The 13,538-nt window shown below is 71.3% G+C and carries 14 protein-coding genes; 5 read left to right on the forward strand and 9 right to left on the reverse strand.

Annotated elements, in window-relative coordinates:
- The first annotated feature begins 221 nt into the window (after positions 1-221).
- A complete protein-coding gene (locus ACYVJE_RS08755; RefSeq protein ID WP_461144077.1) occupies positions 222-905 on the forward strand; it encodes a PH domain-containing protein in 684 nt (227 codons plus the stop codon).
- A gap of 199 nt (positions 906-1,104) precedes the next feature.
- A complete protein-coding gene (gene ilvD, locus ACYVJE_RS08760) occupies positions 1,105-2,949 on the forward strand; it encodes a dihydroxy-acid dehydratase (RefSeq protein WP_461144078.1) in 1,845 nt (614 codons plus the stop codon).
- A 116-nt stretch (positions 2,950-3,065) separates the two neighbouring features.
- On the opposite strand, the gene ACYVJE_RS08765 is transcribed toward ilvD, so the two are convergent.
- Positions 3,066-3,809: a DoxX family protein gene (locus tag ACYVJE_RS08765; protein ID WP_459156970.1), complete on the reverse strand. Its 744-nt coding sequence runs from the start codon at positions 3,807-3,809 to the stop codon at positions 3,066-3,068.
- Positions 3,810-4,254: 445 nt separating this feature from the next.
- Between ACYVJE_RS08765 and ACYVJE_RS08770 the strand changes: the two genes are divergently transcribed.
- Both ACYVJE_RS08770 and ACYVJE_RS08775 read left to right on the forward strand, forming a co-directional pair.
- Positions 4,255-4,797, forward strand: coding sequence for a DUF6346 domain-containing protein (locus ACYVJE_RS08770; protein WP_461144079.1), 543 nt, complete (start codon positions 4,255-4,257; stop codon positions 4,795-4,797).
- 81 nt (positions 4,798-4,878) lie between these two features.
- Positions 4,879-6,054, forward strand: a complete 1,176-nt coding sequence (locus tag ACYVJE_RS08775) for a PQQ-dependent sugar dehydrogenase (protein ID WP_461144080.1) — start codon at positions 4,879-4,881, stop codon at positions 6,052-6,054.
- Positions 6,055-6,141: 87 nt separating this feature from the next.
- Here the strand turns inward: ACYVJE_RS08775 and ACYVJE_RS08780 are convergent, their stop codons facing one another.
- The 8 genes from ACYVJE_RS08780 to gatC all read right to left on the reverse strand — a co-directional run bounded on the left by ACYVJE_RS08780 (position 6,142) and on the right by gatC (position 12,199).
- The gene (locus ACYVJE_RS08780) at positions 6,142-6,678 is read right to left on the reverse strand and encodes a DUF3558 family protein (RefSeq protein ID WP_461144081.1); all 537 of its coding nucleotides are present in this window, start codon (positions 6,676-6,678) and stop codon (positions 6,142-6,144) included.
- Positions 6,675-7,163: a hypothetical protein gene (locus ACYVJE_RS08785; protein WP_461144082.1), complete on the reverse strand. Its 489-nt coding sequence runs from the start codon at positions 7,161-7,163 to the stop codon at positions 6,675-6,677. The genes ACYVJE_RS08780 and ACYVJE_RS08785 overlap by 4 nt, the downstream gene beginning before the upstream one ends.
- Positions 7,164-7,177: 14 nt before the next feature.
- Positions 7,178-8,092, reverse strand: coding sequence for a hypothetical protein (locus ACYVJE_RS08790; protein ID WP_461144083.1), 915 nt, complete (start codon positions 8,090-8,092; stop codon positions 7,178-7,180).
- Between the two features lie 4 nt (positions 8,093-8,096).
- On the reverse strand, positions 8,097-8,462 hold the full coding sequence (locus tag ACYVJE_RS08795) for a hypothetical protein (protein ID WP_461144084.1): 366 nt from the start codon (positions 8,460-8,462) through the stop codon (positions 8,097-8,099).
- Positions 8,463-8,674: 212 nt separating this feature from the next.
- Positions 8,675-10,177 (reverse strand): Asp-tRNA(Asn)/Glu-tRNA(Gln) amidotransferase subunit GatB, encoded by a 1,503-nt coding sequence (gene gatB / locus ACYVJE_RS08800; protein ID WP_459156975.1) that lies wholly within the window; start codon positions 10,175-10,177, stop codon positions 8,675-8,677.
- The gene (locus tag ACYVJE_RS08805; RefSeq protein WP_459156976.1) at positions 10,174-10,368 is read right to left on the reverse strand and encodes a hypothetical protein; all 195 of its coding nucleotides are present in this window, start codon (positions 10,366-10,368) and stop codon (positions 10,174-10,176) included. Before ACYVJE_RS08805 ends, gatB begins: the two co-directional genes overlap by 4 nt.
- A complete protein-coding gene (gene gatA, locus ACYVJE_RS08810; protein WP_459156977.1) occupies positions 10,368-11,900 on the reverse strand; it encodes an Asp-tRNA(Asn)/Glu-tRNA(Gln) amidotransferase subunit GatA in 1,533 nt (510 codons plus the stop codon). Before gatA ends, ACYVJE_RS08805 begins: the two co-directional genes overlap by 1 nt.
- Positions 11,900-12,199 carry an Asp-tRNA(Asn)/Glu-tRNA(Gln) amidotransferase subunit GatC gene (gene gatC, locus ACYVJE_RS08815; protein WP_459156978.1) on the reverse strand — a complete coding sequence of 100 codons (300 nt, stop codon included), beginning with the start codon at positions 12,197-12,199 and terminating at the stop codon, positions 11,900-11,902. The genes gatA and gatC overlap by 1 nt, the downstream gene beginning before the upstream one ends.
- Before the next feature lie 503 nt (positions 12,200-12,702).
- Here gatC and ACYVJE_RS08820 point away from each other — a divergent pair.
- On the forward strand, positions 12,703-13,356 hold the full coding sequence (locus ACYVJE_RS08820) for an ACT domain-containing protein (RefSeq protein ID WP_459160057.1): 654 nt from the start codon (positions 12,703-12,705) through the stop codon (positions 13,354-13,356).
- Positions 13,357-13,538: the final 182 nt, after the last annotated feature.

Consider the following 13,538-nt stretch of genomic DNA (forward strand, 5'->3'; position numbering starts at 1 on the left):
CGAACTCCCTAGGCGTCGACGCGCCCCGGAAGTACGAGAATGTCGTTCGGTCGCAGCATGCCGCGAACATTAGTCGGATCCACTGCACGCGGTCAAACCTGCGGGAGAAAGCTCCCGCATCGCGGGACGCGAGGTCTCAGCGCAGCGGGTACGAGCGCACCTGCGGCAGCCCGCCCGCACGCTCTCCGCGACCCACCCGCCCGGGGTGAGACCATGGAGGCGTGAGCGACGAGCACGACACCTCCGCCGCGGACACCGGCGAGACCGGCGCTCCCGCGAGCGGTGCCGACGCGGCCAGCGCAACCGCCGGGGCTGACGAGTCCGGTGCCACCGGGACGGCCGGCGCCGACGGCGGCGCGGACGCCCCCGCAGCGCGCCCCGGCGCCGAGGGGACGCGCGACCGGAGCGCGAGCGGTTCGGCCGCGGAGGACGGGTCCGCAGGTGCGAGCGGTGAGGCCGCCGAGACCGGATCCGCAGGCGGGAACGAGCGGGACCAGCAGACGAGCGCCGCACCGGCGGAGGACCTCCCCGCATCCCTCGCGATCCGGGTCAGCCGGGACTCGCTGCTGGCGCCGCTGGCCATCGCCGTGTGCGCGACGCCCGTGGCCACCCTCGCGGGAGGCCCCGCACCGCTGCTCTACCTCGTCCCCATCGCGCTGGCGGTGTGGATCGTGCGCAGCGAAACCCTCGTCGACGCCGGCGGTCTGACCGTGCGCACCCCGCTGCGCACCCGGCGGATCGCGTGGGAGCAGCTGCGCTCGCTGCGGCTGCGCGAGCACGGCTGGATCAGCGCCGTGCTCGACTCGGAGCGGCAGGTGCGGTTGTCGGGCGTGCGGACGCGGGACGTGCCGAAGCTCGCGCTGATGAGCGGTGGGCGGCTGCCCAACCCTGAACAGCAGGAGTAGTGTTTCTGGCACCGCCGACGTTGTGCGCCCACAAGGCGCGAACCTCGCACACGCCGGTCGGTGGCCCCTACCGGTCGGACGCGGACCTGCACCTCGGGCCGCGCGTTTCCCCGTCCGCCGGATGTCGAACACGGCGGCGTGGCGGTGGCCGGGCACCGGGCGGCCGACGACTAGCGCATTCGGAAAGGCTGGTGTGGCAATGCCCCAGTTGCGCTCACGCACCACGACACACGGCCGGAACGCCGCCGGGGCCCGCGCGCTCTGGCGCGCCACCGGGATGGGCGATGACGACTTCGGCAAGCCGATCGTCGCGATCGCCAACTCGTACACCCAATTCGTGCCCGGCCACGTGCACCTTCGCGACCTGGGGGACGTCGTGGCCGAGTCCGTCCGCGAAGCCGGAGGCGTGCCGCGCGAGTTCCACACCATCGCCGTCGACGACGGCATCGCGATGGGGCACAGCGGCATGCTGTACTCCCTGCCCTCGCGGGAGATCATCTCCGACTCCGTGGAGTACATGGTCAACGGGCACAAGGCCGACGCGCTGGTGTGCATCTCCAACTGCGACAAGATCACCCCGGGCATGTTCAACGCGGCGATGCGGCTGAACATACCGACGGTGTTCGTCTCCGGCGGGCCGATGGAGGCCGGCAAGGCCGTGGTGGTCGACGGGGTGGCGCAGGCGCCCACCGACCTGATCACCACGATCGCCGCCTCTGCCAGCGACCAGGTGGACGACGAGGGGCTGACCGAGGTCGAACGCTCGGCCTGCCCCACCTGCGGTTCCTGCTCGGGCATGTTCACCGCCAACTCGATGAACTGCCTGACCGAGGCGCTCGGGCTCGCGCTGCCCGGCAACGGTTCGACCCTGGCCACGCACTCCGCGCGCCGCGCGCTGTTCCAGCAGGCCGGCAGCACGGTGGTGGAGCTGGCCAAGCAGTACTACGGCGAGGACGACGACTCCGTCCTGCCGCGGTCGATCGCGAACGGCCACGCCTTCCAGAACGCGATGGCGCTGGACATGGCCATGGGCGGCTCGACGAACACGGTGCTGCACACGCTCGCCGGCGCGCAGGAGGGCGAGATCGACTTCGCCCTCGAGGACATCGAGGACACCAGCCGGCGCGTGCCCTGCCTGTGCAAGGTGAGCCCGAACTCCAACTACCACATGGAGGACGTGCACCGCGCCGGCGGCATCTCCGCCATCCTCGGCGAGCTGGACCGCGCCGGCCTGCTGCACCGCGACGTGCGCTCGGTGCACAGCCCCGATCTCGACTCCTGGCTGGCGGCCTGGGACATCCGCGCGGCCGAGCCGTCCGAGCAGGCCCGGGAGCTGTTCCACGCCGCTCCCGGCGGGCAGCGCACCACCGAGGCGTTCTCCCAGAGCAACCGGTGGTCCTCGCTCGACACCGACGGCGAGTCCGGGTGCATCCGCGACTACGAGCACGCCTACACCGTCGACGGCGGCCTGGCCGTGCTGCGCGGGAACATCGCCGAGGAGGGCGCGGTGGTCAAGACCGCGGGCGTGGACGAGGCGCTGTGGCGGTTCGAGGGCCCGGCGCGCGTGGTGGAGAGCCAGGAGCAGGCCGTCTCGGTCATCCTCAACCGCGAGGTGCAGCCGGGCGACGTGCTGGTGATCCGCTACGAAGGCCCCTCGGGCGGGCCCGGGATGCAGGAGATGCTGCACCCCACGGCGTTCCTCAAGGGCGCCGGCCTCGGTGAGAAGTGCGCGCTGATCACCGACGGGCGCTTCTCCGGCGGCACGTCCGGGCTGTCGATCGGGCACGTCTCCCCGGAGGCGGCCAGCGGCGGCGCGATCGGGCTGATCGAGGACGGCGACCGCGTGCGCATCGACGCCCACGACCGCGAGCTGGAGCTGCTCGTCCCCGACGAGGTGCTCACCGAGCGGCGCGCGAAGATGCAGGCCAGCGAGGCCCCGTGGCAACCGGTCGACCGGGAGCGGCCGGTCACCCGCGCATTGCAGGCCTACGCCCGGTTCGCCACCTCCGCCTCCTACGGCGCCGTGCGCGACGTCACGCTGTGACGCTCAGCGGCCGCGGCCGCCACATTGGACTCGTTCCAGTGTGCGCAATTTTCATGAAAATTGCGCACACTGGAAGAGTTCCAGAAAAGAAACCGCAGGTCGGCGGGGATTTTCGGTCACAAACCCTGATACAGCAGGACGAACACGGCAGCCGTGGCGCCGGCGGCGACGAGCAGGCCCAGCGCGCCGAAGAGCACCGGGCGGCGGAACCACACCCGGCCCTTGTCGACCGCCACCCGACCGGGCCCGGTGAACATCAGGGCCAGCGCCGCGACGCCGAGCACGGCCGGGAACTCCACGCCCTCCGGCGCGAAGAAGCCGGAACCGCGGTTCGCGATGACGGCCGAAGCCATGACGCCGAGCACACCGGCCGCCGCCAGCGGCGTGAACAAGCCCAGGACGAGCAGCGCTCCCGCCGCCACTTCGGTGATCCCCGTGACCAGCGAGAGCGTCTCCGGCTCGGCGAATCCCATGCTGCGCAGCGCGTCGGCGAACCCCGCGCGGCCGGGACCGCCGAACGCGCCGAAGAGCTTCTGCGCGCCGTGCACCGCGAACACCGCGCCGAGACCGAGCCGCAGCACGAGCAGGCCGAGGTCGGCGCCGGCGGTCCACGGCGCCGGCCGGTGCGGCACCTCCGCGTAGAAGTCCTCGTCCCGCCCGCGCAGCAGGGGCGGTTCGCCGTCGGTGTACCCGTCGTCGTCGTAGTAGTCGTAACCGGAAGGGCCACCGGGTTCCGCGGTGGGCGCGGGCTGCGTTCCGCGGGCTCCGCCGCCCGGCACGACCCGGGTCTGCGCCCCGGACGCACCGGGACCGTGGTCGCTGAAGTCCGCATCCTCGGGGCGATCATCTCGCGTCCTCACGCGCGCAGAGGTTAGGTGATGTCGCCCGTTCGTGCGACCCCTGCGGGAAAATCAGCACTCCTCCACCACTGCCGGCAGCGGCACGCCGGAGCTCGCGCGAAGCTTCCCCGCGTGGATGGAGCACCTCCCCGGTGATGCGCAGTCGCCAGCGTGCGCTGACGGCCACCCCTGCACCCCGCGGAGGTCTTGCGCCGATCCGCACCCGCACCTGGCCGCGACAGGCGTTCCGCAGCCGGCACAACCGCGAACGCGCGCACCTCCGCCCACATCCGGGCACATCCGGCAATTCGCATACCTGCACCGGCGAGATCCGCGATCGAATACGCTCAGCGCGACAGGCCGCCCCCGCGGTCGTCGTGCGGTTGCGCAGCTCCGCTCCGAGGAAGGTTTCACGGGGTGAGCGAGAACCTCTTCGGCGTCGCGGGCACGGAGGAGCAAGCCCGCCATGAGCAAGTCCCGCACCGGAAACAACTCCCTCGTGCCGCGCTTCCTGGGCGCCGCGGTCTGCTTCTTCCCCGCGGCGTGCTGTTGGGCGCTGATCGCGGTCATCACGACTTCTCCCGGGACTGGTGCCACCGTTCAAGGCGACACCTTGCGCTCCGGCCACGCCACCGCCACGCACTGCTCGTCGACCGGCCTGCTCTACCTCGACCTGAAGGAACAGTGTCGCCTCGAGGTCACCCGGGACGACGGCACAAGCACCACCGCGACCAGTGAAGTGGGCGACTTCGCCAGCGAGGACATCGGACAACGCGTGCGTGCGACCCTGCACGAGGTTTCCAACGGGCAGGGCGGCACGACGCGGGATGTTGTGGCCCGCGACGTCGACCGCCCCTGGGCCTGGCTCGGTTGGGTGCTCTCGATTCCGCTCTTCCTGATCACCGGCCTCTTCATCGTCAGCGGCTTGGTCTTCCTCAAACCGCCGAAGCCGGACGGGAAGAAGCGCAGGGGGCAACCGGCGAACGCCCCGGTCAACCAGCAGCAGTAGAAGGAGCGGCCCCTCCCGACACGGAACCACCAGCGCGCATCGGGTCCGCACGGGCGGCCGGCACCAGTATCCTCGACCGGTATGGCGGTTCCGTTCCGAACGCGACGCGCCCTGCTCGCCGCAGCGGCAGCGCTGGGCCTCGCCCTGGCGGGGTGCGCCCAGTTCCCGGACGAGCACCCGCGCCAGTGGAGCGAGCAGCCCCGGCTCGACCCGCAGGCCGGTCCGGAACCGTCCTACGAGGGCGAGGCCCCACCGCTCACCGCGCAACCGCCCCCGCCGTCCGCGGGGGACGGCGGGCGACCGGCCGAGCCCGTGGGCTGCCACGACCCGGACCCGGCGGTGCAGGCCACGTGCCTCGAACCCGTCGGCGCCGTGACGACGCTGCCGGACGGGAACAGCGCCCTCGTCGCCGAACGCGCCACCGGCCGCGTGCTGCGCGTGCAGCGCGGCACCGAACCCGTCGAGATCGCCCGCGTCCCCGTGGACACCTCCGGTGGCGGTGGCCTGACCGGCCTGACGCTGTCCCCGAGCTACGCCGAGGACGAGCTCGTCTACGCCTACGCGAGCACCCCCACCGACAACCGGGTGCTGCGCATCGCCCCGGGTGAACCGCCCGAACCGGTGCTCACCGGCATCCCGAAGGGCCCCGAGCACAACGCGGGCGCGATCGGCACCGACGGGCTCGGAGCCCTGCTCGTGGCCACCGGCGACGCCGGCGATCCGGGTCGGGCCGCCGACCGCTCCTCGCTGGCGGGCAAGGTGCTGCGCATCGACGGGCTCGGCGCACCGCCGGAGGACAACCCGGACCCGCGCTCAGCCGTGGTGACCTCCGGCCTGGCGGAGCCCGGCGGGATGTGCGGGTCGGCCGACTCGGGCGGCCTGTGGGTCACCGACCGCGGGGGCCCGCAGGACGCGCTGCAGCAGGTGCGCTTCGGCCGCCCCCTGGACGCGCCCGAGTGGACCTGGCGCAACGCCCCGGGGGTGAGCGGCTGCGCCGCCGACGCCTCCACGGTCGTCGTGGCGCTGCAGGACGCCCGCGCGCTGTACACGCTCACCCCGGCGGGCGGCGGCACGTTCACCGGCGAACCCACGCAGGTCATGCACGACACCTACGGCCGGTTCTCCGCGGCCACGCTGGGCAGCGACGGCCTCGTGTGGGCGGGCACGGCCAACCGCCACGCGGGCGATCCGGTCTCCAGCGACGACCGGGTGCTGCGCATCCAACCGCCGAAGGGCGGCGCCGCCGGCAAGGACTGACCGGGCGCAGCGGGCGGCGGCCTCCGCATCCGCGTTCCCAGCCGCGCGGTGCGGTCGTCACACGTGACGACCGCACCGCGCGGCGCATCACGCTTGGTTCGCGGACAACGTGCGGATCGCCGCCCCCGCGAACTGACGCGCGGTCTCACAAGCGGGCGGCTCATCTTGCGAATTGGGCCCAGTTCTGAGCTTCAACGATTGGCCGCCAGCAACATCCACGTACGCTGTACACATATCGTGCGGCCCACTTGTGTTATCACCGTATTCAAGTCTGATCGCGCGGTACCCCTCAACCCGAGGCAAATCAACCGGACGCGAGGACTCCATGGACCCGCCCGTCCACCGATCGATTCCATGGTTCGTCACGACGCCCAGTGATACCGTACCCCCATAAGTGGGTGAATAGTAGCAACTCGTACCTTCCTCATTCGCGCCTGACACAACCGAAACCGGTTGTGGCGGGGACTTCACCCGCAGCTCAGCCAGCTTCGACTGCGAAATCAGGTCGCACGGCTTTACCTCGTCCAAGGACAACTCCCGCGGGCGATCCGAGGAACCACACGCCGTCGCCAACCCCGCCAGCACCAACACTGTGGACACTAACCGCGCCCCACGACCACTCATCCGTAATACCGCACCTTCAGCTCGGCGACGTGCGCTTGATAACGCTCGATCAACAACGGGGCCACCTCGGCGACCCGCGCGACGAACTCCCGCTCGCTCAGCTGCCGCACGGTACCGGGGCGCAGTGACGCGGTGAACTCCTGCATCCCCACGGTGGCCAGCGTGATGCGGCCGTCGCTGGACTCCGCGCTCGCCTCGACCGCGCGCACGTCCTCCTCGAAGTTGAAGTCGTGCTGGTCGTTCGGTTCGACGTTCAGGTTCGTCGTGCTGATCGCTTCCTTGTACTGCCGCAGCCAGCCCGTGTAGAGCCGGCGGGCGAGGCCCGCCAAGGCGCGTTCCAGGTAGCGCTCATCGATGAACTCGTACACGCTCTCGCCGAAGGTGAGCGCGACCTCCCGCTGGTTCCGGAGCTCGGCGTCGAGTTCCACACCGGGAGCGCTCGCGCGCACCCGAATGTTGTCCAGTCGTTCCGCCAATTCACCCACTGCGCTGCTCCTGCCTAGTTGACCCCACCGAGCCCGCCGCGCCCGGTCACCGCATCGCCTTCCATCCCCGCCAGTGCCGGCCGCGCCGAGACGAACGCGCTCCGATCCGACTGGACCTCCCCGGGAACGCCGTTCAGCGCCCGGGCGACTTTGCTCCCGGACTCCCGGGTCTCCTTGGTGAGCTTGTCGATCCCGTCCTTCATGGAGCGCATGACCTGCTCGACCGAGCCGCCTTCCCTGGTCATCTTCGCCGCGTCCATCCCGGCGGCCCCCATAGCACCGGCCGCGCCCACCGCCGCGATCCCGGCCGAGGCCCCGGCGCTGAACGGGACCGCACCGATCGCCGCCACAGCAGAGGCGACCGAAAAGACGAACTTCAGCTCGTTCTTGCCGCAGCTGGCGACGTTGTCCAAACCGTCGAGCGTCTCCTGCGCGAGAGTCCTAATGTCCTGATCCGTGTTTTGCCATCGCGCCTGATCCGCTTCGAGCGCACCCTTCAGCACCCCGAGCAGCAGGAACTGGTTCTTGGACACCGAGGGGAACGGGTCGAGGAAGTTCTTCTTGAAGTTGTCCGCGGCCTCACCGGTCCATCCCTCCAACGTGTCCCCCGCGCCGTCGATCCGGTTCAGGTCCGGATTCGCCGGGATCGGTTTGTCCCCGATCGGATCCTTCATCTCCCCGGAGGACAACTGCTCCATCGCCGCGGCCAGATCCTCGATCGGTGCGTCGTAGGAACTGGGATCGGGGATGCGCGTGAACGGCTCGAAGAGCGGCACGGCCGCTCCCTCGTACTTCTGCTGGATGTCCTCGTAGCGGATCGGTGGTGGCGCCTTGGAATCGGCCTGCCGCTGCATCATCTGCTGGTACTCCACCTCAGCGGCACGCTGCTCGATCTGCTTCGCCTGCGCCACCAGCTGTTCGGAACTCACGTGTTCACTCCGGTTTCGGTTCGCCGCGCTCGTCGATGATCCGCTGCAGCTCCGCCGCGGCGGCCCGGTCGTCCTCCTCGTACTGCTCCGCTGCCTGGTTCAACGTCTCGGCGGTGTCGTCGAGGTTGTTCCGGGTGTTGCGCAACAGCTCGATGACGGCCTCGTGGGCCTGCTGGTACTTGCCGAACACAGCGCCCTCATCGGCCACCAACTCCTGCGGAACGGCCGGAATCCCGTCGACCACGCCCTGCGCGCTCTCGCAGTTGCCGACTGCCGTGCCGTACGCTCCGGCCACCGTGGGCAGGTCGGATTTGGCGACGCGTTTCAGCCCGTACAGGTCGACGCCGAACTCCTTGCCCGTGTTCGCCATGGTGTCTCCCCAATCTGTTGATCACCGGCATGCTATGACGCGAATCCCGCGCCGTGTCCCGAAACGCACGAAGAAGGCCGGAGACCTCGCGGGCCTCCGGCCTTCTTGTCGATAAGCGCAGCGCGTTTGCCGCAGCGCGTTTGCCGCAGCGCGTTTGCCGCAGCGCGTTTGCCGCAGGGCGTTCGCTGCCGGCAAACCTGCACGGTCGCTCGTTACTGGCAGGCCTCCAGGATCAGCTCGCGGACCCGCTTGGCGTCGGCCTTCCCGCCGGTGGCCTTCATGACCGCGCCGACGACCGCACCGGCGGCCTGGACCTTGCCGCCGCGGATCTTCTCGGCCACGTCCGGCTGGGCGGCCAGGGCCTCGTCCACGGCCTGCTTCAGCTCCGACTCGTCGGAGACGACCTCGAGGCCGCGCGCCTTGACCACCTCGTCCGGTTCGCCCTCCCCGGCGATCACGCCGTCGACGACCTGCCGGGCGAGCTTGTTCGTCAGCGTGCCCTCGTTCTCCATCGCGATCACCCGCGCCACCTGCGCCGGGGTGATCGGCAGGTCCCGCAGCTCCACACCGCGCTCGTTGGCCTGCTGGGTCAGGTAGGCGACCCACCAGGAGCGGGCCTGGTCGGAGGAGGCGCCCGCGTCGACCGTTTCGGCGATGACGTCGAGCGCCCCGGCGTTGACCAGGTCGCGCAGCTGCTCGTCGGAGAGCTGCCACTCCTCCTGCACGCGCTTGCGCCGCTCCCACGGCAGCTCGGGCAGGGTCTGCTGCAGCTGTTCGACCCACTCGCGCGACGGGGCGATCGGCACCAGGTCGGGCTCCGGGAAGTACCGGTAGTCCTCGGAGGTCTCCTTGCGCCGCCCCGCGGCCGTGCTGCCGGTGGACTCGTCGAAGTGCCGCGTCTCCTGCACGATCTCCACGCCTTCGGTGATCGCGGCGGCTTGGCGCTGCATCTCGTAGCGGACGGCGCGTTCGATGCTGCGCAGCGAGTTGACGTTCTTCGTCTCGGTGCGCGTGCCGAACTCGCCGGTGCCCCGCGGGCCCAGCGACACGTTGGCGTCGCAGCGCAGCGACCCCTGGTCCATGCGCACGTCGGACACGTCGAGCGAGCGCAGCAGGTCGCGCAGCGCGGTCACGTACTGGCGGGCGACCTCCGGGGCCCGCTCGCCCGCACCGGTGATCGGCTTGGTGACGATCTCGATGAGCGGCACGCCGGCGCGGTTGTAGTCCAGCAGCGAGTAGTCCGCCCCGTGGATGCGGCCGTCGGCCCCGCCCATGTGCACCGACTTGCCGGTGTCCTCCTCCATGTGGGCGCGTTCGATGCCCACGCGGAACGTCTCGCCGTCGTCGAGCACCACGTCCAGGTGGCCGTCGTGCACGATCGGCTCGTCGTACTGCGAGGTCTGGAAGTTCTTCGGCATGTCCGGGTAGAAGTAGTTCTTCCGGGCGAACCGGCACCAGTCGGCGACCTCGCAGTTCAGGGCCAGGCCGATGCGGACGGCGGATTCCACCGCCTTGCCGTTCACCACCGGCAGCGCCCCCGGCAGGCCGAGGCACACCGGGCAGACCTGCGTGTTCGGCTCGGCGCCGAACGCGTTGGCGCAGGAGCAGAACATCTTCGTGGCCGTGGACAGCTCCACGTGCACCTCGAGGCCCAGCACCGGGTCGAACCGGGCGAGGACCTCGTCGAAGTCCATGATCTCGGTAGCCGTGGTCACTTGTCCTCCCCCTTGCGCAGTTCCCGCAGGGCCAGCGCGGTGCCCGTGATCAAGCTGAGTCCGGTGACGACCACGTCGACGAACACGAGCTTGTCCCTGTCGGCCTTGGCCTCCCGCAGCCGCCGCTGCAGGGTCACCACGCCGCCGACGGTCGAAGCGAGCTGGAACACGGCTTTGAGTTTGGGGTTCATCAGGCGACCTCCAGGCGGGGGATTCGATCGGTGAAGGCGCCGCCCAGCGCGGCGTCCCGGGCGGCCTCGTACGCCGCGCCGACGCGGTAGAGCCGGTCGTCGGCCATCGCCGGCGCCATGATCTGCAGCCCCACCGGGAGGCCGTCCTCGTCGGAGACGCCGGAGGGAACGCTCATCGCGGGGTTGCCGGCCAGGTTGACGGGCAGCGTGCACACGTCGCCGAGGTACATCGCCATCGGGTCGTCCACGCGCTCGCCGAGCGGGAAGGCGGTGGTCGGCGCGGTCGGCGAGACCAGCACGTCCACCGAGCCGAAGGCCGCCTCGAAGTCGCGGCTGATCAGCGTGCGCACCTTCTGGGCCTGGCCGTAGTAGGCCTCGTAGTAGCCGGCCGACAGCGCGTAGGTGCCGAGCATGACGCGGCGCTTGACCTCGTCGCCGAAGCCGGCCTCGCGGGTGGCGGACATGACCTGCTCGGCGCTGCGCTGGCCGTCGTCGCCGACGCGCAGCCCGTAGCGCATCGCGTCGAACCGGGCGAGGTTGGACGAGCACTCGCTCGGCGCGATGAGGTAGTAGGCCGCGAGGGCGTAGTCGAAGTGCGGGCAGGAGACCTCGACGACCTCGGCGCCCAGCGCGGTCAGCTGGTCCACCGCCGCCTGGAACGAGCGCAGCACGCCGCCCTGGTAGCCCTCGCCGGAGAGCTCGCGCACCACGCCGACCCGCACGCCGCTGAGGTCGGCCGCGGAGCCCTCGCGCGCGGCCCGCACCACCGGCGGCACCGGCTGGTCGATCGAGGTGGCGTCGGCCGGGTCGTGCCCGGCGATGGTCTCGTGCAGCAGCGCCGCGTCGGTCACCGTGCGCGCGCACGGGCCCACCTGGTCCAGCGACGAGGAGAAGGCGACGAGGCCGTGGCGGGACACGCCGCCGTAGGTGGGCTTGACGCCGACCGTGCCGGTCACCGCGCCGGGCTGGCGGATCGAGCCGCCCGTGTCGGTGCCGATCGCCAGCGGCGCTTCGAACGCGGCCAGCGCCGCCGCGGAGCCGCCCCCGGATCCGCCGGGGATGCGGTGCAGGTCCCACGGGTTGCGGGTCGGGCCGAAGGCCGAGTTCTCCGTGGACGAGCCCATCGCGAACTCGTCCATGTTCGTCTTGCCCAGCACGACCACGCCCGCCTCGCGCAGCTTGCCGGTCACCGTCGCGTCGTACGGCGGGGTCCACCCCTCGAGCATCTTCGAGCCGCAGGTGGTGGGCATGTCGCTGGTGGTGAGCACGTCCTTCAGCGCCAGCGGCACCCCGGCCAGCGGCGGCAGCTGCTCACCGGCGGCGCGGCGCTCGTCCACCCGCCGCGCCGCGTCCAGCGCGCCCTCGGCGTCGACGTGCAGGAACGCGTGCACGCCGGTGTCGACGGCGGCGACGCGGTCCAGGTGCGCCCGGGTGACCTCGACCGCCGAGACCTCGCCGCTGCCGAGCTTGCCCGCGAGTTCGGATGCGGTGAGCCCGGTCAGCTCACCGCCACCGGATGCGGTCGACGTCATCAAGCCTCCTCGCTGAGAATCCGCGGAACGCGGAACCGGTCTTGCTCTGCGGCCGGCGCACCGGACAGCGCTTGCTGCTGGGTCAGGCCGGGCCGCACCTCGTCCGGGCGGAACACGTTGGTCGTGGGCACCGCGTGCGACGTGGGCGGGATGTCGTCCGCGGCCACCTCGCCGATCCTGGCCACCGACTCCAGGATCACGTCGAGCTGACCGGCGAACGTGTCGAGCTCTTCGGCACTCACGGCCAGCCTGGCCAGGCCGGCGAGGTGCTCGACCTCGTCGCGGGAGATCTTGGACACTGTGCGGGCTCCTCGCTCCGATCGCAGTCCGGTTGTACACGCCCGGGCGGCCCCGGCACCTCGCGGAGGGCGCGAAACCGATCCTTCCGGAACGCTCCGCGGCCGTTCGCGCTGCCGAGCGCCACCCGATCCGGTCGTCCCGGTCGTCGACGCCGCTCCACTTCCGGCGCAGGCCGACGGCACGCGGCGAAACCGTTCGACGCTCCCAGTCTATGGCGCTACCGGCCCACGACCCGTGGGGGGCGCCGCCGCGGACCCGGCCGCGGCGGGGTCGAGCGGGTACGGTCCGCCGGCGGGAGCGCGAGCGGTTCGCCGGGTTCGCCCCGGCGGGCGCCGCGGCGCCGGAGGCGGCGATCGTTCCACTGCGCGGACGGCGGGCTGACCACGACACGCCGGGATCTGCCACAATTCCGGCGCCGGTTGTTCGCACGGGGCCCGCCCCGTGCCTGCGAAGACGCGCGGACGGCGAGGTTCCGCGCACGAAACTGGAGGCGTTGAGTCCGGTGTCCTTCCTGATCCGGGTTCAGATACCGGACCGACCGGGCACGCTCGGATCGGTGGCGACGGCGCTCGGCGAGATCGGCGCCGACATCCTCGGCGTCAACGTCGTGGAGCGCGGCAGCGGTGTCGCGATCGACGACATGGTCGTGGAGATGGAGGCGGGACGCCTGCCCGACGTGCTCATCACCGCGGCGGAGTCCGTCGAGGGCGTCGAGGTCGACGCGGTCCGCCCCTACGCGGGGGTGCTGGACACGCACCGCGAACTCGAGCTCGTCGAGGAGATCGCGGCCGAACCGGCGCGGGGTCTGGAGATCTTCGCCGAGGGCGTGCCGAAGATCATCCGATCGGGGTGGGCTCTCGTGTTCGGGCACCACTCCGGAGGGGCCGAACAGCTGTCCGCGAGCACCTCCGCCCCCCAGGAGGGGTATCTCGAGCTGCCGTGGTTGCCGCTGCCGCGCGCCACGGTGCTCGACGGCGACGAGGACTGGGTGCCGGAGACGTGGCAGGAGCTCGGCACGGAACTCGCCGCCACGCCGATCGGCAAGCCCGACCGGGTGCTGCTGGCGGGACGCCCGGGCGGGCCGATGTTCCGCGCCTCCGAGGTCGCCCGGCTGGCCCACTTGGCCGGGATCGTCGCCGTCGTCCTCGACAGCTGAGCCCGCGAGCACGACCAACGCCTGCTGCGCCCGAGGCCTGCGGGTCGCCCGCAGGCCCGCGGCCTGATGCACCACCGATCGGGTGGGGACAATTGATCGCCCGGACGTGTGGGGATGGCTTCCAATTTTCATGAAAATTGCGCTCCCTGGAATGGTTCCAGAAAGCGCGGAGCCCTCCTGGC

This window comes from Salinifilum aidingensis (assembly GCF_054782015.1).